The organism is Paenibacillus sonchi (genome assembly GCF_016772475.1).
In the GTDB taxonomy this organism is placed as follows: Bacteria; Bacillota; Bacilli; order Paenibacillales; family Paenibacillaceae; genus Paenibacillus_AQ; species Paenibacillus_AQ sonchi.
Map to the genome: position 1 here is coordinate 30,642 of NZ_CP068596.1, position 22,445 is coordinate 53,086.

Annotated in this window: 18 protein-coding genes; 7 read left to right on the forward strand and 11 right to left on the reverse strand. The window is 38.8% G+C overall.

Translation table 11 applies throughout. From position 1 onward, the window contains the following. Nucleotides 1-14: 14 nt before the first annotated feature. The 7 genes from JI735_RS33790 to JI735_RS33820 all read right to left on the reverse strand — a co-directional run bounded on the left by JI735_RS33790 (nt 15) and on the right by JI735_RS33820 (nt 10,149). A complete protein-coding gene (locus JI735_RS33790; protein WP_202677765.1) occupies nt 15-4,070 on the reverse strand; it encodes a CD3337/EF1877 family mobilome membrane protein in 4,056 nt (1,351 codons plus the stop codon). Then, complete coding sequence (locus JI735_RS33795) at nt 4,030-6,720, reverse strand: ATP-binding protein (RefSeq protein WP_039835502.1); 2,691 nt, start codon at nt 6,718-6,720, stop codon at nt 4,030-4,032. The genes JI735_RS33790 and JI735_RS33795 overlap by 41 nt, the downstream gene beginning before the upstream one ends. 33 nt (nt 6,721-6,753) lie before the next feature. Continuing rightward, nucleotides 6,754-7,158 carry a TcpE family conjugal transfer membrane protein gene (locus tag JI735_RS33800; RefSeq protein WP_039835503.1) on the reverse strand — a complete coding sequence of 135 codons (405 nt, stop codon included), beginning with the start codon at nt 7,156-7,158 and terminating at the stop codon, nt 6,754-6,756. 4 nt (nt 7,159-7,162) lie between these two features. Then, on the reverse strand, nt 7,163-7,477 hold the full coding sequence (locus tag JI735_RS33805; RefSeq protein WP_039835504.1) for a hypothetical protein: 315 nt from the start codon (nt 7,475-7,477) through the stop codon (nt 7,163-7,165). A 39-nt stretch (nt 7,478-7,516) separates the two neighbouring features. Beyond that, nucleotides 7,517-8,623: a conjugal transfer protein gene (locus JI735_RS33810; RefSeq protein WP_039835505.1), complete on the reverse strand. Its 1,107-nt coding sequence runs from the start codon at nt 8,621-8,623 to the stop codon at nt 7,517-7,519. A gap of 18 nt (nt 8,624-8,641) precedes the next feature. Next, entirely contained in the window at nt 8,642-9,025 is a 384-nt protein-coding gene (locus tag JI735_RS33815) for a hypothetical protein (RefSeq protein WP_039835506.1), read from the reverse strand. Nucleotides 9,026-9,198: 173 nt separating this feature from the next. After that, complete coding sequence (locus tag JI735_RS33820; protein WP_039835507.1) at nt 9,199-10,149, reverse strand: replication-relaxation family protein; 951 nt, start codon at nt 10,147-10,149, stop codon at nt 9,199-9,201. A 635-nt stretch (nt 10,150-10,784) separates the two neighbouring features. Between JI735_RS33820 and JI735_RS33825 the strand changes: the two genes are divergently transcribed. Together JI735_RS33825 and JI735_RS33830 are read left to right on the forward strand one after the other, a co-directional pair. Continuing rightward, nucleotides 10,785-12,128: a ParM/StbA family protein gene (locus tag JI735_RS33825; protein WP_051051777.1), complete on the forward strand. Its 1,344-nt coding sequence runs from the start codon at nt 10,785-10,787 to the stop codon at nt 12,126-12,128. Nucleotides 12,129-12,173: 45 nt separating this feature from the next. Further along, the gene (locus JI735_RS33830) at nt 12,174-12,776 is read left to right on the forward strand and encodes a hypothetical protein (protein WP_039835508.1); all 603 of its coding nucleotides are present in this window, start codon (nt 12,174-12,176) and stop codon (nt 12,774-12,776) included. Nucleotides 12,777-12,807: 31 nt separating this feature from the next. Here JI735_RS33830 and JI735_RS33835 read toward each other — a convergent pair whose 3' ends face one another. Together JI735_RS33835 and JI735_RS33840 are read right to left on the reverse strand one after the other, a co-directional pair. Next, on the reverse strand, nt 12,808-13,218 hold the full coding sequence (locus JI735_RS33835) for a hypothetical protein (protein ID WP_202677766.1): 411 nt from the start codon (nt 13,216-13,218) through the stop codon (nt 12,808-12,810). A gap of 91 nt (nt 13,219-13,309) precedes the next feature. After that, nucleotides 13,310-13,738, reverse strand: a complete 429-nt coding sequence (locus tag JI735_RS33840; RefSeq protein ID WP_202677767.1) for a hypothetical protein — start codon at nt 13,736-13,738, stop codon at nt 13,310-13,312. Between the two features lie 1,377 nt (nt 13,739-15,115). Between JI735_RS33840 and JI735_RS33845 the strand changes: the two genes are divergently transcribed. Then, on the forward strand, nt 15,116-16,135 hold the full coding sequence (locus JI735_RS33845) for a hypothetical protein (RefSeq protein WP_039835511.1): 1,020 nt from the start codon (nt 15,116-15,118) through the stop codon (nt 16,133-16,135). A 417-nt stretch (nt 16,136-16,552) separates the two neighbouring features. After that, entirely contained in the window at nt 16,553-18,955 is a 2,403-nt protein-coding gene (locus JI735_RS33850; protein WP_039835512.1) for a type IV secretory system conjugative DNA transfer family protein, read from the forward strand. Between the two features lie 12 nt (nt 18,956-18,967). On the opposite strand, the gene JI735_RS33855 is transcribed toward JI735_RS33850, so the two are convergent. Continuing rightward, nucleotides 18,968-19,321, reverse strand: coding sequence for a hypothetical protein (locus JI735_RS33855; protein WP_039835513.1), 354 nt, complete (start codon nt 19,319-19,321; stop codon nt 18,968-18,970). 98 nt (nt 19,322-19,419) lie between these two features. Beyond that, the gene (locus JI735_RS33860) at nt 19,420-20,082 is read right to left on the reverse strand and encodes a helix-turn-helix domain-containing protein (protein ID WP_051051779.1); all 663 of its coding nucleotides are present in this window, start codon (nt 20,080-20,082) and stop codon (nt 19,420-19,422) included. Nucleotides 20,083-20,484: 402 nt separating this feature from the next. On the opposite strand from JI735_RS33860, the gene JI735_RS33865 reads away from it, so the two are divergent. The 3 genes from JI735_RS33865 (at nt 20,485) to JI735_RS33875 (ending at nt 22,442) form a co-directional block, all read left to right on the forward strand. Next, on the forward strand, nt 20,485-21,027 hold the full coding sequence (locus JI735_RS33865) for a hypothetical protein (protein ID WP_233476568.1): 543 nt from the start codon (nt 20,485-20,487) through the stop codon (nt 21,025-21,027). Between the two features lie 89 nt (nt 21,028-21,116). Beyond that, nucleotides 21,117-21,593, forward strand: coding sequence for a hypothetical protein (locus JI735_RS33870; RefSeq protein WP_039835515.1), 477 nt, complete (start codon nt 21,117-21,119; stop codon nt 21,591-21,593). 3 nt (nt 21,594-21,596) lie between these two features. Beyond that, nucleotides 21,597-22,442 carry a S1 RNA-binding domain-containing protein gene (locus tag JI735_RS33875; protein ID WP_039835516.1) on the forward strand — a complete coding sequence of 282 codons (846 nt, stop codon included), beginning with the start codon at nt 21,597-21,599 and terminating at the stop codon, nt 22,440-22,442. Nucleotides 22,443-22,445 lie beyond the last annotated feature (3 nt).

Here is a 22,445-nt window from a genome sequence, read left to right on the forward strand (position 1 = left end):
CACACTCCTTGTCCTTACACTGGTTCACCAGGATTCGTTTTAACGGTACTTTGGCGTGCGGCTTGCGCTTTACTTTGAACCAGTTTGGAAATATTCTCTGCAGTTGTAGATACAGGTGAAATTCGGCGTGCCCTCTCCATTGTCTTAAGATGCTTCAGCTCGTCCTCAAGTCCATCGGACATGGAAGGAGAAACCTTTTGTTTCAACTTCATCGCTTTTTCAAGATTTTGAACCGGTTTGGTCTCAATCTTGGTGCTCACTATGCTGGAACTGTTCACTATTGCTGCTTTGGTTTGTTCCACCTTGAATTTCAGCTCAGCATTTTTGAAATTCACGGATTTGATCCCCATATTAGTGATCTGCTTCCGCTGTAGGTTGACATTCCGGGATACGGTTTGCTTCACAGTTTCACTTCTGCTAAGAAGAGGATCGAGTTTTGGCTGCGGAGCGGGATCTGAGATGTTTACCTTCAGTCCATCTACACGGTTGACATTCACTTTATAGAGCTTCCGGGCTTGAATGTTCTTCGTGGATACTGAACTCGTTGAGCCGGCAGCCAGCAGAGCCGCTTTACTCTGCTCCATACTTGCTTTAAGACTTGAATCTTTAAACTGAACGGCTTTGGTGTTCACCTGCAGCTTATGCGAATCCTTGTGTACCTTCAGCGATGATGATGCCAAGCGGGAATTAGAGAATAGCTCCGGAAATACATGATCTCTATGATCCAAGAACATTTTCAGTCTTGGGTCGTTGATTCGAACCTGCTTCAGATCCATTTTGGTTTGTTGACTTCGATTAATGCGGAAGCGCTGCAACTGCTCCTGGGATACTGTCGTCGAAGTCACCTGTTTGGATGCCTGTATTCCTGCATTCATGTCAGCCATTTTTGGAATCTGTGGGGTAAGTCGCTTTTTAGCAATAACCCGAACATCCGTTTGTGACCCTGTAAGCACTACTGGATTCAAGCGTTTAAGCTCTGTCTGCTGGGTAATCTGAACATTTTTCTGTAGCTTCGGTGGAACACCGCTTCCAGCTTGTATATCAGCAATACCTTTTGGATTCCCGATCACTTTGAAACGGGACTGCATAGATGTCTCATTTTGGATGGTGGAACGGGACCCTAGATGCTGTTGAGGCATTTTTCCATAAGAAGAGAACAAATGTTTGCTCTCTTGTTGGACAGCTTGTACATCAGCAATACCTTTTGGATTCCCGATCACTTTGAAACGGGACTGCACGGACGTCTCGTTTTGGATGGTGGAGCGGGACCCTAGATGCTGTTGAGAAGGCTTTTTTTGGGTCGGGAACATATGTTTGCCCCTCTGCTGAATAGCATCTACACTAAGCCGGCTTTCTTGGAATGCTTGTCTCACAATTGAATTTTTTTGATCCATAAGCTGCTGACGGATGCCACCACTAGAGAGCTTCGGCAGTTGAATCACTTTTGGATGAATCAGGCCCGTAATCGCCACTCGTGGAGATGGGATTAGTTGTGCACTGGTATCCTGAACAGGTAGAGATTGAACGAGCTGCTCATGCAATTCCCGCCGTTGTTTTTCGATCTGACCGGCTATCGTATTCTTTGGGAGACGTGGAAGGCTTGCCTTTACGTGCTCCGTTGACAAAGGTAACTGTTGAATGCTGGCTAGCGGAGCCACATTCTTAATGTCATTCTCAAGCCGTGCGGCTGGTTTCCGCAGATAACTTTCCGGCATGTTAACGATTGGTGTTACTTGAGTAGGAATAAGTGATTGGCGGATCGCCGCACTCCGTTCATGCATTTGAGAAACAATATCACCCGACGAGACTTTCGGCATTTGTGATAACAGATGCTGGGTGCTTATCGGCGCTGTCAGATGGACTGGTAACGGTAACTCCACGCCTTCAGTCGGAGGCGAGATCCGGCGTAGTGCTTCATTCGCATGGAGCAGCTTCATCTTCACTTGCTGGAACTCCGGCATATCCTCAAACATCGGAGCTATTGATATCCGCGAGTTTCGGTGCAGCATGGTGTTGTTTACCTTCGTGGTGTTATTCAGGCCAGCTTCCCCGAAGCGAGCATCCATGTTTTTAACAAAATCGCTATGCTTCACAGGATCGCCGCTCACATGAGAAGCCTCAACGGCTTGTTTATAATCCACTTTGTATCGGTCAAACAATTGAATCATACAGAAGTCGTCCACGGAGGTTTTTAACTGGTGATCTCGATTTAGCGACTTTGCCCGCGCCATTTGCTCTCCGACACGTTTTGGCCGCTCCACCATATAGGTTGCTGCTTTTCGAATCGCATGTTCGTTGCCATAGATCACGGCAGCCGCTTCTTGGTCGTTCATTCCATCGACGATTCCCTGAGTCAAAATGGCCTCTTTCATGTTGCCCTTATCATCCTGTACATTCTTAAGCCGCTGTTGTTCCTCTTTCCATTCTTTGTCCATGCCGCGGAACGGGTTCTTCGCACCATTGCGCAGGTTTTCATTTACCCGCTGTACAAATGGAGTATGCTGAACTTCCTGCCCCTCTTCAGTTGCCATCGACTCGGCCGCTTCCCTTTCTCGCTGATAGCGGAGCATCATACTTGCAGAGGTTGCATCATTAAGGCTATTGTGAGCTCTGCTCAGTGCGCTTGGGCTAAATGAAGCGGGTACTCCTTCTCTTCCCCTGCGATTAAAGAGTCCTCCAACTTTGTTTGCGGCAGTATTATAAAGAGTGCGGGTAACATTCCGTTGCAGAGCATCCGCAACGGTGCTCTTAGGCCGTGGCAAATTTGATGGGATACCGGTTGCTTTCCCAAAGACCTGAGTGATTTCATTCCGGTATTTGAAAATAACGAAAATCATGATCGATTCAAGGAAGAGTGCCAAAAACCATCCTTTGCCGACTTTAAAGACAACATCATAGGTGAAGTGACCCATTACCAATGAGAGATCGAGCATGAACATCGTCATTGCGGTCATGACGACATAGCCGATTAGTTTTGTGAACTGGGAGCGGAGTACGGCGACCCCCGCTTCGCGTCCTGGCAGCAGCGCGCCGATTAATGTTACGGACATTACCGCTGCGTGCGATAATAATTTGAATCGCATAAATATTGTTAATATCGCCCAGTAGGTGAACAAACCCAAAATAATTGCTGAGAAGATAAAAAAGACTAAAATCATGATCATCTGTTCAGAGGAGCGCACCTGCCCCACAGCCGGATATTTGGAAGCGGCTGAGGCGAGTACAGCTTGACGTTCATCTGAAAAGGGTTGAGATTTTAATACTTGATCTAGCAACACCGGATCTTTTGTTGCGAGATCGGAAGAATCAAATTGAAGCATGGTATATGGGCGGATTACAAGTTCGTTCCATACCTGCTCCGAAATAATAACGACTCCATTCGCTGAGTTGGTCGAAAGACCGGTTGCTTTTGCTAAAGCGGAATAGATGACCGTTCCGACGGAGCTCACTGCATTATTTGCACCTTTTAACATGGGGCCAGCGTTTGCAAAAAATCCGATAATGACGATTAGGGCAATTAGGAATGAGAAGGCTTGCTGCATTCCATCCAGGAATCGGGTTTTCACCATTAACCATAGGATGTAGGCGGCTGTAATCATCACGGCTATTCCACCCAAACTATCAAATAATCCACCTGATGTAATGAAGCCGGTGTTTACTCCAGTGACCTGTCTTATAATTTCTGCTATACCGTCGATCAAGGCATCCATCATGGAGAACGTAAAGGCCTCCCGGCTAACGAAATTAAAGAACCGTGTGATTTGAACGATGGCTAGAAAAGTTGCTGATAGAATAGAATCATACGCACCGACAATGCCATCCTTCGCTACAGCGCCGACCTGCCAAAAGTGGTGATCTTCGGATAGGGTCTGAAAGGAATAATGGGAAACTCCATACCTGTTGTAGTTGGCATCTGTATTTGTATCACTGGGAACCATAGTGTCCAGTGAGCTGGCATAAACTACGCCGGCTGGCACGGAGGCTACCAGGATGAAAAACAGGACGATCGACAGGACCCATGTAGTATACTTACTCCTTTTTAAGCCCAGCGAGGACGACTTCTCCTTCATCAGGATCCTCCTCCCCTACTGCGACTTCTCCTACCCCCTCCATGTAACTGGAGAACTGGCTTAAAATATCGAGAGCATCTTCCTCTTCATATTCGTCCTTGGCAAGAGTCTGGTAACTCGATTCTTCTGGCGGACGAGTATCGAAGCAGTCAAATAAGTGCTGGAATACGACGTCGATCTGTACAAGTCCCACACGGCCGTAAATATCCTGCATCAAGCACTGACCATTTTCTAAGTTTTTTATCAAGTCGATATTCTCCTGGGTAGCTTCGAGCCCAAAGTACTGAAGGGTATTTTTAATCTTATTGGTATCCTGATCTCGGAAAGCAAACTTCACTCCAATATTCCCGGCTAAATCGCCAGCCACATCAGTTGGATTCTGAGTTACGATGTCCGCGCCGCCTTTCAAGCTTCTTCCCGTTCGCACAATCATATCAGCCAGCGCTTTTCCTGCTTGTGTCGCAAGGAGGGCCCAGGCCTCGTCGAGTAGAAAGAATTTAAAGATGGAGCGATCATGATACATGAATTTATTGGCGAAGTGTCCGATTGCGAACATGAGGGCTACGCTCATTTTTTCAGACAATGAATAGGTCTCTGGTAATTTATCAATTGCAGGCATTTTGAGATTTTGGATCTGCAGAATATTGAGAGCGTAGTCCATTCGAATGGTTTTTTCCCCGCCTGTCCCAAATAGGAGTTTTGCAAAGGAAAGTGTCTGGAAGCTATCCAATATCTCAGCAACAATGGTCGCCTTAGGTCTTTCGTTTTTTCCTAAGTTATAAAGTTCAGTAATTACTTTAGCTAGAAAAGGGTTAGGTTCGCTCGCTACTTTATTGACAGATCTTGTGATATAGCTGTACTCTTCTGAATTTGTTAGTGTTGATGATAAGTAGGAGAGAATTTCGACAGCTGCTTCTTTGGCATCTTCAATATTCTCCAGCATAATAAAGGGATCGAGCTTCCCTTTGTCTTTGTCATCAGAAGATAGGGTAGCGATTTGAATTTGACCTGCCAATTCTGGTAAATAATCAATCCAGTGCGAACGTTCACCTTTCGGGTCGAATATCAGCGTTTTCCCACCGAACATCGCATTTTGATATCCCAGTAAGTTCGCTAGCATTGATTTTCCGCCGCCGAGAGTTCCTGTTGTGGTCATACTTGGGCTTCGGTTAATACTGCTGGCATGTGCAAGATCCAAATATACTGGATGATCTAGCGTTCCTGTTGTGCCAATGTAGAAACCCACTCCATCGCCCAGTTCTTGTGTGGCACCAATCATTCCGGAGGCCAGTTTTTCGGGTGGAATCCGCTGAATATAGTCGGAAACGTACCGAGGGGAGCCTGGGATAAAGTCATTAAAGAGGAGCCACTGATCACCAGCAGGAAGCTGAACCTGTACATTACCGAAATCTCGATAATGATCCTGAAGGATTCTGCAGTTGCTTTTCAGCAAATTGACATCCGTATGGTGTAACCCATAGGTTACATGGGTGATAAAGGTCGGCTTCTTCCCTCTTTTCAGTTCATCTTCTAAATAGACTGCTCGATCGGACTTCTCTTGTAGGTCAAGCGGGACGGACGCTCCAGCTTCATTGATGTTTTTCACTTGGTTATCAATGTCCATCTTTTTTCTACCCAGTTTTTTCAGGGCATCTACTGCTTCTAGCACTTCCACCTTGATGCTAATTTCGACTTGAAATGGTAAGGTGGCTGCACTATAAAGCCATTCACTGCCAGGCATTTGGGCTTCTTCGGGTAAATCAGATAAGGCCATATAAGCATGATAAATCTGCTTTTCCTCACCATTATGAGGCTGAGTGATTTTGACACGCCTTGAATGAGAACAGTCGATGTCAGCATCCGTAAGGGTTAATACTTGTCTGGAGTCATAGATGAAGCTGCTTAAGCCGTTCTTTTTACCCTTCTTTTTCTTAGGCGCCCAAGGCTTGTCAGTTGAAGAGCGCAATTCCGGCTCCCCGATCCCCCACCAAAAGTTCCGTTTAATCAACCACTCGGTAGTTTCTGGAGTACCCCGTTTGATTTTCATTCGGCGAGAAAGACGATCGTAGATTTGTTTCTCTTTGGTTAAGTACATTTGAAATTCATGCTCGAAGATTTCTGGGTTGTTAATTCCTGCTATATTCTCAATGGCTCGCATGGGATGCAGTACCATTTTCTTTAGTTCAGTGACGATATCGCTAACTTGATCAACAAGGTCAGTATTTTCATTCTTCGGAAGATAAACCGCAATATAGGCTTTGTAATCGGCATTGTTTGAATCACTTTGGTCGGTATAGTTTCGCTGTAGATATTCACTCATTTCAGTAATGATCTGATCCGCTCGTTTTTGAAGCGGGCCTGCAGTCCGTTTCTGTTTTAGATTTTCGTGATGACGGTGAATATCATGGGTTTTGGGGAGCCATAGGATATGAAACTGATCAGTTAACATCGTTAGGAATGATGTTTGACTAATTAATTTATCTATTTTTTGTTGATCGCTTAAATGATCATAGACATACGATTGTATTTCATAGATAGCCCATACTTCTTTGTTATGGTTGAAGATTAAATTTTGTTCAAAATACGCAATCGGAAACTCAATTTTAACTCTGCTGGTTTTCTTCTTCGGGGCTAACAAAGCTTCTGCCAAGACTGAGAACCTCCTTTAGAAAAGAGAGCGCGACTAAGCACGCTCTCTTTTGGTGCGATATACTACTTTGCTTTGATAGACATAGTGCTTATTGTGTTCAAGCTTTCGGTACCTATTTAGCCGTTTCGGACGCATCCAATAACAGATCATACTTAGGAGCCATTTATGAGGTGCTTTACCATCAAGTTTTTGCTTTGAGATAAGCCATGTTGTAGCCACCGGAAGGACCACATAGGAATATGTCCCCGGTAAAAAGAAGAATAGAGTTTTACCTAAGATCAGCCAAATGATTTCAACCACAACAAAGGTTGCTATGATTCTAAGGTTAGCTGGAAATGGAAGCTTCTTCCCCTCAAAAGCATAAATGACCCAGTCCAGATTCCATATCCTGGTGTAGTTCGAAACTGTTACGCGCGGTGGATCTTGTTTCTCACTCATAGGCTTAACCCGTGATGATTTTTACAATCGCTGAGCTAATGGTCTTCATCGTTTCCCAGTTCATAAATGCCGCAAGTACCAGGGTAATACCGCCTAAAGAAAGAGCTTTCGGCCAATCACGTTTAAACATCAGACCAACAGAGATTATTCCTAGAACCCCTGGGATAATCCCTGTAACGTTTTGTGTTAGCCAATCACCTAAATTTTTGCCGTAGTTGGTAGCAGCATAGGATTGTGAAAAAGTCATCAGAGACAACATGGGAAGTACGATTGAGGATTTTAAGCGAATGCCCTTTTTTCTTTTCAATTGCTTAATCATTAATAATCTCCTCTCTTAAGCTAATTATTTATTTTGTTCTTATGGAGCGGGGTTTGTAGGAACTGGTGTGATCGTTTCAGATTTAAGTGGAATTACCTTTTTGATTTCCGGGTATCCAACCGAGATCACATATAGTTTCTGATCTGTATCGACAGCATTTAGAGTCCATTGATTCGTGAAGGTTTCGCCAAACTCATTTGTCACTAATACTGAAGCTTCAATTCTTAGATATGGAGCACCTGTGTCCTTGTTGGTTGCTTTGTATATTTGAACTTGAGCGACCTTACTTAAACTGAATTCAGATTTCACGAGGCTTTTAGGAGCGGAACTATCATCCGCATAGAAGTACTTGAGCTGGGTTACATTTCCTTCAAAATATGTTCTCAGGAAGCTGTCTGCTAACTCCGTGGCCCTCTCGATCATTTTTCCGTCTGAAAGCAATTCGTCTGTCGTTTCGATGGCTTTACTGCCTTTTTGTTGCTCGACCACAAAACGCGGATACTCTTGGATCAATGGGCCGTCGCTAGTCATTGTTACTGGAACGATCATGTATGTTTTCTGGATAACTTTTGATTGAGTTTTTACTTGAATAGCAGGGACATCTTCCACTGAATCCGTGGGTGCAGTTTCTGCATTTTTCAATGCAACTTCACGACGGATCAGTGTCGTAATGTCATAATGTGTATCATCTATCTGCGTTGTATCATAAACCTCAACAGATAGAACCTTTGATTCACCACTTACTTGGTACGACTTTAGTCCAGCGTCTTCATCCAAGTTTTCGATGAATTTACTAAGCCGCTCGATACGATTATTGACACCATTCGTAGACCACGTAAAGTATTCTGTTGCGAAGTCAATTGCAAAGCCTTTGATTGAATCTGAAATAGATGGAGATGAATCTCCTATTACATTTACTTCCTGTATGACCTGCGGGCCGCGTACCACCGAACTAATCCCTCGAATCAATACAAACAGAATAAAAATCCAAAAGATTACTCTTATGAATAACTTAGGCCCTGTACTTTTCGGAGAACGTGGTTTTATTGATTTATCAGATTTGCGTTTTTTATCCTTTGGTGATTCTGATATATCTTGATTTGACTCCGGTTCTTCATCCTTATTCTTTTTTTTCAACAATCCCAATGCTGTATCACCTGCCTCTTATGACTTTTTCTTCTTGCCTCCCCATAAGACTGAAATTAAGAAGACCACCACCCCAGTCAGAATGATGGCATGTTTGGCATCAAATGCCGTGAACCATGACCATACATTTTTAAGGCCATTCCATAATCCAGGTACTTCGTCGCTCAATGTTTTCGCTGACAAATCAATAATTTGACTTACATTTTCATGTAGAGAACTGGTCGGTGCAGGAGTTGTTTGTAGTGAGGCCTTTGGGACACTACTGGCAACTACTGTTGCAGCCGGTGTTGGCTGGGGAGCAGGACTTTTGTTTTTCTCCGGATTCCGTAGCAATAAAACTATGAAAATCAATATAATAATGAGCCCCACGGATAATAGAATAGTCTTTTTGTTTTTGGTCAAGTTATCACCTCCCCCGCACGATTCATAATAATATATTAATTAACTAATATATATAACAATATAATATCTAATTAATAAATTAATCAACATAAAAAATCATCTAATGCAATGCTGTATTAGATGATTAATTAATTGGAACATATTAAAATGTTAAATTTGCCTACGAAAATGTATCAGAGTAAGCCAGTAATAATTTCGCTTATCGTACGTCCTGAATAAACTCTATTTGAAGGTCCAAATACTTTTTCTGCTGCCCTTTCAATATTCTGTAGTCTTGTGTTTTGAATCGCTCCTGGAACAATGAAGGCAATGATCCCCTGCTTTAGTGAACAGTTAGAAGAAAGTTTAATTACATCACGATATCGACTTATCTTTTTTTCTATTGAAACTTGATTATTGTGGAAAGGTGATCTTTGAACCGGTTCGGTTGATCTATCAAGTTCAATAAAGAACAATTGTTCTCCGATTCGCAAGATAGCATCTGGCCGTATTGAGTAGGTTTGTTCATCACTATAGATAGAGTATGAAGGGTACCAGTCCCAATCAATAAATTGAATCATACTCTCCATTTGATTAAGAATTTTGTATTTGAGATCAAGATATACCTTTGCAAGTTCCCAAAAATGATTCTTCTTTGCTCTCTCCATGTCGAGTTCGTTTTTCGAAAGTCTGTTTTCTTCTAAGACTTCTCTTCTTGCTTCAATTATTTTTAAACCCCTTGTACTGAGGTAATACCACATTTCTTTCTTTGATGAATAAGTTGATGCTCTCCTCGATGTTACTGAAGTGTTAGAGTTGAAATTTGAAGATTCAATGAGTCCCCTACTCTTTAACTTTTGCATGGTGTATTTATGGGCTCGAGCAGCTCTCATAATTTCTTGATCCTCCTCCCCTTCCATAGCCTTCTCCATTTTCGATTCATAATCTGAAACTTCTTTTTGCATATCCGCCCAAAAATACAACGGGATCATTGCTGACTGGGGCATACATCTACAGAAGTAAAGATCGGTGAGAATTTCCCATTCTTTCTCATTAAGCAAGTCAATAATCTCTCCTACGGACCAGTCCCCTTTTGTTGTTCTCTTTTTTCCTTCGGCTTTTCGGGGTTCATTGTTGGCTGCCATTACTACCTCCTATTTAGCCCATGAGTGGGTTGGGTTGATGTTAAGTGTTTTTCGTATTAGTCGCGAAGAAAGTGTTTGGTTGAAATATAGAATCTACAAGGGTTTATCCTTGAAAATACTAAATTTAGTGGACACATAAAAAACACAGGAAATATGTACTAAAATTATTACAAAAAACGGTATCAAAAACAACAAGAAGACGAATAAATTTTGTTTGAAAGATGACTGCTATATAGCCCTCCTAATACGTTTTGATTGAGAGTGATTTACTCTTATGAATTCAATATTGAAAGTTGATACGTTTATAGTTGATGTAGGTTAGGTTAGATTTGTGATTATTGAAATTAATGTGATTTGTACTGTTTTAGATGGAATATACGGAACCAAATTGATTCAATTTGATTTGGGTTTAATTGCTGAAGAAATTTTGGAATGAAGATATTTCAGAAATTGATATAGTTTAAATCTAGTTAACACTGTCCAATCAAGCGCAATATAATTATATATACATTATATAATGATAAAATAATGAATATATAATAAAGATATTATGATTATGCAATGTTGTTGACATCAGTATATTAGCAATATATAATCTGAGTGAGGAAATTACATAATTTTGGGAGGTTTTTTATTTGAAACTTCATTATTTTGTTGGGAATGACCTTGGAAATAGCGAACAAGACATTGTGATAAATGGAAAATTGATTCAGCAACCTAACGTATTTGCTGCCGGTGGATTGATCCCGTGGGTTGACGATGAAACGGATGTACCAAAGAACTTGAAGAACATTTACGGTAATATCGCAGTTTCGATTGTATCCACTGCAGGTATTCAAACCGGGCTCTATCATATTGGGGCATACGCATTAAAAACCCATGGAGAAGATGTTACTAGTTTATATGTGAAAGGTAATAATTCTAAATCAGATCAATTGGTTCCTTATGTTAATACACTGGGGACTATTGCTGCACGAGCAGTAGAAGAAGTATTCGAAATGACTAATGAAGTTCCTGATCAGATTACGGTTAGTGTTGATATGGCAGCAGCCTTGCCTGTGAAACAACACACACCTAATAACATCAAAACTATGCAAAATAGGTTTATGAGTTCTCCTCATGTCATAACTGTGCATTTAGGCTTAACTAAAAAGGTTTCTGTAACTATTAAGTTTGAGTATGTTCATATTCTGCAAGAAGGGTCAGCTGTTGTTTTTGCTTTACAGCTAGATTCTGAATCTCAATGGAGAACAGGTGAGTATTTCAAGAGTGCTGCTAAAAAAGAAGATAAAAAGAAAATAGAAGATGTAGGGTTATTTACTGAGTTTTCAAAGACCTATGGCCTTGGGGAAATCGACGGTAGTTATTTCGAAGGGAAAAATCTTCTTCATTTTGATGCTGGAGACGGAACAACAGACTCCCCTTACACTAAAGGGGATTTAGTTGATAAAGATTACTGCGATGGTATAAATAATGGCGTGGGTCATGCCATTGAGAGAGCGCAAAGAGATTTTTTAGCGCTAGTACCATTTGCTTTTAACTCTATTTCAAGACAGCAGTTTAGTGAAATTCTCAAAAGTCAGTTTGCTGATAGAAAAGACAAATTTCTTAATGAAGCATTACAAGCATTCAACCCGCATTTTGAAAATCAGGTTAAGCAAATGATGAAGCTTGGAAATGATCAAATCTTAAGAATAGGTTCCAATGAAATTGATATTCTCGTCGTTTATGGTGGAGGCAGCATTCTTAGCAGACCATTATTGTATGATAAATTGAAGGCACTTGCTGATAGCGTTCGCATCCAGTTATTCTACGTTCCAGCAAAGTACGCCGTCACCTTAAATGCAGAAGGATTAGATTATTTCGTTAAAAGCGATATCTATAAATTTCATAAGAAAAATTACATTGCCACATTCAACAAAAAAATAGACAGCAAAGATGTTGCTGCTACCGCAGAAATTGAAGAGAATAATAAATAAAGCAATGTTGCCTCTCAAATTCATAAATTTAAGGGGGTGCTACTATTGAAACCAAAAACTGAAGCAATTCGTGGGAAAACCATCCCCTGGAAACTTAGCAATGATGAAGAACAAGCAATCTTGGACTGGTTTAATGCTCAGACTGTAGTTGTGGATTCATTAAGGTATTTAGTCCAAAAAGAAATTGCAGAGAATGGAATACGCAATCTCCAGCAAATTCTTCCACAAAAAAGAACCATTGAATCAGTTCGGAAATTGTTACACATCACAGAAGCGCCAATAAGTTCAGATTTAGAGGACCGTATTATTGACAAAGGTGAGGCTCTGCGGAATTTGGATTCTGTAAATCAACCAATCGGGTCCATAGTAGGAAGGGATAACATAATGTTATCTGGACGTGTTAGTGACGGATTCGAGCTAAGTCGGGAAACAAAAGCTGTGGATTCTATACACATTTCAGTGGAACATGTTAATAATTCGTCTTTAACTGAGACAATTACCGATTCCATTCCAAAAAATATTATCAACGACGAATTGTTGAGCGTTAAAAGTAGTGCGGAAGACAATAATTCCTCAGAATCAGTTGCTCAAACACCCAAGAAAGCAAAAAAACAATTCAGTGAAGAAGAAATGAACAGTTATTTATAGATGTTTGCCTGTCACTCAGTGACAGGTTTTTTTATTTCCTTTGGTAACTTCTGCGGAGTGTGATTTGATATTCAGAATCCGTAACTTCTACCGCATTTGACTTCAAGAAGAGATTTTTTGTTAGAATGGCACGCTTTGAGAGAGCCTTTGACTCCAAAATGGTGTTAGGGCTGAACATGCGCTTCCGGAGTGAGACAAACAGGAGAACGGCAGTTTGCATGTTACAGTTAGCTGTCGCCATCATCGACATTGCAATTGATTCGTTTGGAGATTTCATATTGACGTTGACTGAAATGCAAATTTCCATGGTTTTGAGATAATAAAGTAGTTTCCTGTGCTGCTGTCGCTTGATTTGGTCTATTCCTCGCAAAGCTGCAGCCGCCGCCGGCAATTGCTGGAAGGGATAGGAGTGTGATCTGTCTCCACTCGATCCGGCCGCCATGGACGTTTGTTGAATCAGGTGGTGATGGCTGGAGGGCAAGAGTGTGAGCTGCCCCCTCTTGATTCGGCTGCGTGGCCGTTTACTGGAAAGTTCAGGGGTGTGAGCCGTCTCCACTCAATCTGGCCGTCATGGCCGGTTGCATAAGCTGTGGGTGACTATGGAAAAAAATAAAGTCATAGACAAAATTTATTGATTTAATGGGGTTTTGGCGCTTGATAATCGAAAGCAGAAAAAAAATGAGTTTTAGGCTGATCAACGATTTATTACGCAAAGAGTATAAACAAAAAATAATATATTTGACTGTGTATACAGGTCCTGAAACAATTGATCTCCCGACCGGCGCCGCCGGTTTCGCCCGGATGCAACCAGGCGTGCGGAGCTGCAGCAGCTGGTCATTTTGCTCGGCGCCGCCGGTTTCGCCCGGATGCAGCCAGGCGGCGGAGTTGCAGCAGCTGGTCATCTCGCTCGGCGCCGCCGGTTTCGCCCGGATGCAACGAGGCGTGCGGAGCTGCAGCAGCAAGCCATCCCGGGCGGCGCGGCCGGTTTTGCCTGGATGTAACCAGGCGTGTGGAGCTGCAGCAGCAGGTCTTCCCGTCCGGCGCCACCGGTTACGTCCGGAGCTGAAGCAGCTGGCCATCCCGCCCATCGCCGCCGGTACCGTCTGTTCAATTCTATAGCGGTCTACCAGACTAAAACTTTACTTTTACAGCCTAATACTTTATTTTCTTTTAACAGTTACGCCTGGTAGGGTCAGATGTGTGAGCCGCCTCCTCTCGATCTTGGCGCTGTGTGGCAGCCGGCGATGCTTGAAAGCACAAGGGGTCCCCCGCTTGTCCTGACCGCAAATTCTGCTGTTTCCCGTCGATAAAGTGGTTTTTATCCTTTATGATGCATCCTTATAACGTAAAAAGAGCCTACTAATTATGTTGCTAAGATTTTCCCTCTTCGCTTACTGACTTCCGTAAAAACATACGATTTGTGGTAATGTAACTGATCGTTCGCGTAAGCTAGTGTGCACAGAAGCTCTCTGTTTCGGACGTTATTCTTGGACTAAACTGTCAGCACTCGTTACAGAGTTGCGGACCGTCGTTCCGCCCACTAAGCATACATGAAAAGTTAAGTATATGCCCCCCCTTGTTAACTGTTTGCATTCGCAAGCATTACTGCATCAAATCAAATAGAACAATGCCAACGGCGAACCCCGTTGGCATTGTATTTTTAATAAAAGCAGATTGCTTTATCCTAATCCGACAAGAACTTTTAGAAAATCATAATGGATATATATAGATAGAATATTGAATATACAATGAATACATAATGATTAGATAATGAATAAATTAAATAAACGTAATAATAATATAATGATTATATAAACAATAAATATTAATGTATAAATCAAGTGAAATTAGTTCAAACATTAAGCTATCATCCCAAATTGATTAATAATTTGGGATGATAGCAATTCATATTGATATGAATTGATGAGGATTAGTTCCGATTCAAATAAATTTATGTAGATTGATGATTGTCATGTTGATGAATGATTGAGTTTAAATGCTAAAAAACCTGAATTAGTTATTGATTTCGAATTATTCGCTTTTAAATAAATATGTATTAATCTGTTTTGATTTAAGTAAAGGTGTGTTAATATGGATTAAGTGCATTTCTAAATCTTGTTACATTATTCTATTGGTGGAATGTTAATAAAGATAATTCCAATTGCGAAATTGATTCGCTAATTTAGAGTTATTCAAAACTCTTTTAAAAGAGATAAATACGAGTTAAGATCTATTTAAGCGTATGAATACGTTCTAAATTGACATGATATACTCTATATTTGAGGTTGAATCTGGTATAAAATGATTATAATACTCTTTTGAGGAAGGGGGATTCACCTTTGAGTGAATTTGATGTAGAAGAGGTACTAACTAAAGAAGAATTGGAATCAAAAAGAAAAGAAGATATGAGAGAACACTTGATAGATGTTTTTGATGGGGACTCAATTTTATATGAGATTTATAAAACAAGGAACTGGCTTGAAAAACTATTTACAGATCCTATCTTGATGATGGATACAAGAACTCTATACAACACTACTCAAGTAGCTGCGATTTGCGAAGTTCCAACGCACTTAGTAAATAATAGACGTAGAGATTTGGTGGATTATATTAAGCCAGATGTTTTTGGAGAAGAATCAAACAAAGTATTTAAACACAACTATATATCAGTTTTTAAAATCAAAATGGTTATCGGGTTAACTGGAGAAGGTGGAGAGTATTCGGTCCCGAATATAAGAGAGATAATCTTTAACGGGGCTAAATTGGGAGTGAAAACCACATCACATTCGAATAGCGGAGAACTGATTGGCGGGGATCAACTTGTTCAAATACTAAATACCATGAAAAAATTCGAAAAATTTCAAGAGATGATCGAATCCGATGATTTTTTCAAAGAAATTGAGAAGAGAGTAACACAAACTACAGAAAAACTATTATCTTCTAGTAAAGACAATAAAGGTGTTGATGAAAGTAAAAAGCTGTATGATTACATTTGTAGTGGAAATGGAACACTTCTTGAAAAGGAGGAGACAATAAATAACTTTGATACTCTTATTAGAGATTTTCCAGATCAGCTCCATATGATTCAGATGTATAAATCTGCAGCTGAAGAGAGAATAATTAAAATTAGGCAAGATGAAAAAGAATTGAGTATTAAAAAGCTTAAGATCAGAATTAGTGATTTGATTGATAGTTATGGTAATGCTCAGAATGATAAAGAACGTGAAAGTATAATGACTCAAATTAACCGTTTATCATCTGAAAATCCAGATCTGAACTTCGAAATTAGGTTATGGATGGCGACAATTTCGAAAAAAACTAATCAAAAGGGATTCTTCAGTAGATTGTTCTCAAAATAAATTAAGCACTTTCTCATTATTGAGATAGTGCTTTTCTTTTGTTTATATTAATATATTAATTAATAAATTAAATAATTACATATGTAATTCCTAACACCAGATTATGAGGAGGGAAGAAAAAAAGAGTGAAGAAAAATATTGTGCTTATTGATCAAACACTAAATAAAATTGCTTTGCTGAATTGGGCGGCATGGTTGGACCCAAAGTTTTTAGGTACACGGTTTCTCTGTCCGCTATATAGGAAACATTCCATCTAGTGGTCTCAAGCATAATATTCTAATGACTTGAATGATGTCATCAAAATAGTCTATAGACAAGTTAATCAGGTACGCCAGTAACCGGTGCCTTATTAGATTAATCATCCATCATAGTGAAATAGTAACGGTAGATGTTTTGGAAAACAAAGGGAGGTATGAGATGAAATTTATAGGAATGCTAATCGGGGGGATTTTTTCTGCTATAGGCCATATGATGGGGTTTCTGATTAAAAATATATACATTGAGATAAGAAGATTTTTAATGGATCGAACAAATAAAAATGTTATTTGGAATATGCAGGCTATAACGATACTTCTATCATTATTATTGGCTTTCTTTTGGCTAATTGGAAGGTATCAGGACCAATTTTACGGATTGTCACAGCCAGTTTTTCTAAGAGCAATCCCTTTACTGTTGCCATGTCTAATCGGACATGTGATTTACTCAAGTCCAATATTTTTTAAGAATATTTACTCTAAGCCTATGATTCAAACATTTCTCAATACATTAAGCATGCTCGCTTTTGGCCAGATAATTTTAAACTATGTTGATTTTGGTTTGGGCATGTTTATTGTATTTATTCTAACTCTTGCTGTTATTTCATTAACTTTGTACTACACACTTTACCTCAATATTAAATCAACCATTTTTAACAAGCTTACAACAGAAGTAGAGAACTCTGCTCAAGGTAGGAAATCAAAGGAAGGAAAGAAGATTATCGATCTAGTAAAGCGAAGAGATAAATACTCAGGAGAAGAGATCTTTGAGATTGATCAAATTGATATAAATACTCCAGGATGTCTTTCACATCTTCTTTATTATTCGGAAGAATGTAAGCTTGAACTATTTTACACTGAACCAACAAAAGATCAGCAAAGTCAACTTATGATACTTCAGAGATGGGATAGAGCGCAGCATGAACAAATTCTTGGTGGTACCGGGGCCGGTAAAACATTATTTGCATCAAATTTGATCGTTCAAGATTTATTGAATGTGTATCAAGGATCAACAATCGTTGAACCAAAGGGTTCGTTAATCAATAATATTGCAAATTTTCTTAAACGTGTAGGTAGACCATTCCATCGCCTTGATCCAGATTGTGATGACACTGACTGTCTAAATCCGCTTTATGTTCCCGAAGGTGAAGATATTGAACCAATGATTGAAGCCAATGTTTCAGCATATCATGGATATTTAGGACCTACAGCTAAGGATTTTTTCAAAAATAAGACAACTAATCTCTTGAGAGTTAGTATTAAAGCATTGAAGTTGGCTTATGGAAATGAATGTGGCTATATAGAAGTGAATAAGATAATCCAACCACTTGAGGACGACTATCGTGCAGAAGTGTTAGCTACATTGACTGAAAAGGGTGTCATTGATCAGGTTGGTTATTTGTTAGAATATACAAGAAATATGGCGGACTCTGGAAAGTCGCGAGAATATACTGAGCAAACAAACACTAATCTTTACGATTATCTGAACATGCTTACAAGCCATAAAAGAATTCGAAAAATGTTATGTGGAAATTCAACTTTTAGTATTGACGATGCACTGGAGAATGGTGAAATAATTCTATTTAATGGAGCATACGGATCCTTACAGACCTTAACCTATACAGTGGGTCGATTATTTCTAAATTTGTTACGTGCTAGTACTTTTAGAAGAAACATTAAAGGAAAAGTTCGTCCCCATCAATTAACTGTAGATGAGATAGAAATGTTTGCAGATGAGGAGTTCTCAACCTTTATGGAAATGGCTCGAGAGTTCGAACTATTTGTTCGAGTAATTCACCAGGGCAATGAGCAGCTTGAAGATGTGAGTAGAAGGTTGAGCTCAATGGTTAAGCAGAATGCAGTTCAAAAATATATCCTAGCCGGTTTAGAAAACAAAGATGCAGAATATTATGCTGATCTAATAGGAGAGTTTTATGGACTGACTCAAACTAGCGGAACTGACGAGATGTCGACAACAGGGTTTAATACTCAGTTAAAAGAAGAAAAAAGGTATAAAGTTCTGCCTGCAGAGATATTAAATCTAAGAGGGTATAACAATGAGACAGGAGAAGCTGGTGAGGTATTATTTAGAGGTGTGCAAAATAATAAAAGACTGGATCCAGTTAAAGGATTAGTTAAACCGCTACCTAAAATTTTGTTTTCAAGTTTAGAAGGAAAAAGGGACGAGAATACGAAGGAAATGAAAAAAGAATCGCACCTTGATAAGCTAGAATCAATTAAGGCTAAATGGATGAATAAGCAGCACGTCGTGGAGAAGAGTGAAGAAATAGAAACTCTGGATCAAACTCCCGAACAAATACCTGATCTAACCACTTGCGAAGAGGGGGAAGAAGAAGGGAGCCCCAAAATTACAATACGTAGTAACATTTGGGATAGTAAAGTTGAGAGTGAAGCAACAGAGGTTAATACCTATACCAACAATGATAAAGTAATTGCAAAACTAAAAAAAGCGACCGTAGATGATAAAACACTTCAAGTTGCTGAGAAAATCAAGGAACTTTCCCAGCAGAAAAGAGATGAAAAAGAGAGTAGTGAAGTGGAGTAATTCTCCACCTCACTACTCTCTTACTTCGTCTCTCAACGTATTAAACAGATCGTTAAATTTCTCAAATGCTTTTACTCCTAAAGGCGTAAGAGAATAAAGTTTTTGCCTTCCACTTGAAGAATAATCAACTAATCCTAATGCCTCAATCCAATTAAGTGCATTGTTTAAATCACCTCTACGAACTTGAGAACGAAGAGATAAATCTTCTTTATTAAAGCTGTTTTTGTTTGAGGATTGCATTTTATCTAATGTTTGCATGATAAGTTTTGAGGCATTGGGAAGATTCGAAATCATATGTTCTAAATAATCTTGAAGAGGAGAATTTAAGTCGAAGTCAATTTCATTGTCACTATTTGGGCTATACACAAAAGATACCGCCTTTCATCTTCGCACTAATATAATATCTAATATAATATCACATTTATTAGTACAAAAGTATAATAATCTATTGATTAAATAAGTTGTTAATTAGGACTATTTAGAGAAATGATATTTCGGATTGTACGAATATAAGATTTCTCTTGAGCAGCTGAAGTTTCAAGACTAGAATTGTTCTTTCGCAAATAATAATTGATAATTTTATTATATTTTATAGCTTTTTTATGAGTAATAGGTACAAACTTTCCTTCAAGATCCTCATTGAAATAAAGTCGTCCAGATAAACAATCATATGATTTGATAAGCGATAAATTAACATACAAACCGTTAACGATTCGTAGAAATCCATGAGCTTCTATAAGATTTTCGAATAAAATGAAATCGAATAAAGTTTTATTTTCTGCATAGAAATCGTCTTCTATATGGTAAATTACACGATTATTTATATCAATTTCAATAAAGAAGATGGTGTTAAAATCAATCTCAATAAACTCAAATTCTTGTTCTGGTTCTCCCTCGATATGTCCAGCTAAACGCATGAGTTCATCAAATGATGCGTTATATCCATTCGCAAAATTTTTTAAAGTGCTCGGTTTTGGAATAAGACTCGCTCCATAAGAACCTCTACCTCCCAGTTCAACGTCTCGAATATATCCATGACTAAGAGAAGTTTTTTTAGCTGCTAAACGGAGACTATAACCACAGGATATCCTTAATTTTTCTAAATATTCACCAATAGTCATATCCATAAATAATAAAAAGCTCCTTCAGTTTGTTGTTTCGATTTGTTGAGAAATGCTTATGTGAAAAAAATAATACATTCGTAATTTTACACCTTAAGGAAAATAAAAGAAAATAATTTCTGTGGTTTAGAATTTTTTACCTTTATTTAGTCGTTGAATATTATCTTCTCAAGCGTGGTGCTACTAAACAGCTGGCACATAGTTGGAAGAATACTAATGTTAGATTTTCTTAACATAAAAAACTTTGATAAACACTAAGCATGTAATACAATAATCAATATATAATTATTATATATTGATTATATTATCATTGCATGATGTATAAAAGGAGTGACTACATTGTATACATTCTATGACCCCTCAATAAAACCTATATTAACCACTAATCATTCAGGTGAATTCATCAGTGTGAAGACTGAGGGATTGAAATATTATGGAATTTCAGATATCGTGCTTTATCAGTACATTGATGGTTATGAAAGTCTTTTTTTGAGTATTATCGAATTGATTTTCAAAGGCGAATTTAATATCCAACAAACTTGGAACTATAACGGCCAAATATTTAAGTTGGAGAAGAGAGTTAATGGATATCTTGAAATCTGTTTTAATCATAGCGAATCCATACAAATTGTCACTATAGTAAATCCAATCTCAGGAGAACCAATAAAATATCTTACTAAGGGAATAATAGATAAATATGGGACACCGGAGTTTGAAATTCAAGCGAGTTATTTTGAGTCAAAAGGAATTTTGGCATATGTTATCTCTGAAATTTATAATGGGAAAATTATTGATGAGCTTACTTTGATTGAACTAGAGGGCAATACATATATCATAGAAAAGACAATTGATCGGTATGGTGCGTCAGTTTATCAGGTTGAATTACTTGAAGCTAAGAAGATTATACATAAAGAACTAAAAAGAAGAAGCCACTTAAAACGTATAAAATAGTGGCTTCTTTTTTTTCTTGCTTATTGTAATATATATATTAGTATATTAATTAGTTAATATATATGATACCTTTAGAAAGGAGCACTCGATTGTCAAATGATAGCTTAATCAAAGAACTTGACTTTGTTCTTACACATCCTTCCTGTAATGTGGAGCACTTGGAAAGGTTTTACAACGATTATTTGTACATAAATAAAACTGTCCCCTTATTCGAAATAGTGACTTACATGAGAAAGAGAAGGCCCGAGCTGTTGAAAGTATGGTCAATTGAAAATAAGGTAGTTGGACGATTATTAGGGGAAATGGAATCGCTCAATGATGAATCGAAAATAAACAAACAGCAGGAGATTGAAATTGTAATTAACATTAGTTTCCTCCGTGAAACGTCTGTTAAAACTTACGTTTATACTTGGGAAACAAAATTAGATTCATCACTAATCGATCAAATATTTAAAGAACAGAAATTTAAAATCGTTTGTAGCGAAGTTTCAAACCTAATTGTTACAGGCATTAAACATGAAAAAATGGGCTCATATACTTTGTATTTGAAAAAAAGGGAGAGATGATAGATGGATCTGAATTTTTATAACAACCCGATGAATGAGTATAAAACGTCTTTGCGCCGAAAAATTATCCATCAAGGAATTGTAAAGAGAGTAGAAAGTCATGCTCCCTTTGGGAAAGAGATGCAATGTGCTGTTGTGATTCTAAATAATGGTCTCAAGGGATTAATCCATGAAGATCAATTTGATAAGCAGAAATATCGTTCCCTTGTTGGCTTCTTAGGTCACAAAATTGATTTCATGGTATTGGATGTTGCAAAAAGTGGAATGGATCCAAAAACTGTTCAAGTATTTAACGAAGAAAGCGGAATAGTACTTTTATCCAGAGTGCAGGCTTTGGAAGAGCTGCAAGAAGACTTTTGGGAAAATGCTGACGTAGATCATGTTTGCACCGGCACAGTTTCAGGTTTTGAAGAAGAGCGACTTTATATATTGGTAAAGGGAGTCACTTGTATTCTTCCGATTAAGGATTATGAATACGACTGGACTCCTTCAGCAAAGAATCTTGTCCCTCTGGGATCTGAAATCACAGTAAAAATTAAAGAGATCAATAAAGAAAAAGAACGAGTAATTGTCTCAAGAAAAGAATTAATGGAAGATCCTTGGTTACGAGCAAGAGAAATATTTAGGATCGGAGACTACGCATCGGGAGAAATAACAGGGATAGATGAAAAGATCGGAATATTTATAAAGCTTGCACCGGGGATTGAATCGCTTGCATGGTTTCCACCAAAAATTCCAAGCCATAAGGATCTAATTGGAATGATCGTCTCAGTCAAAATAAAAAGTGTTAATCCTGAAGAAAGAAAAATACGATCCACGATCGTACATTTCCCGCATGTATTGTACTAGGAG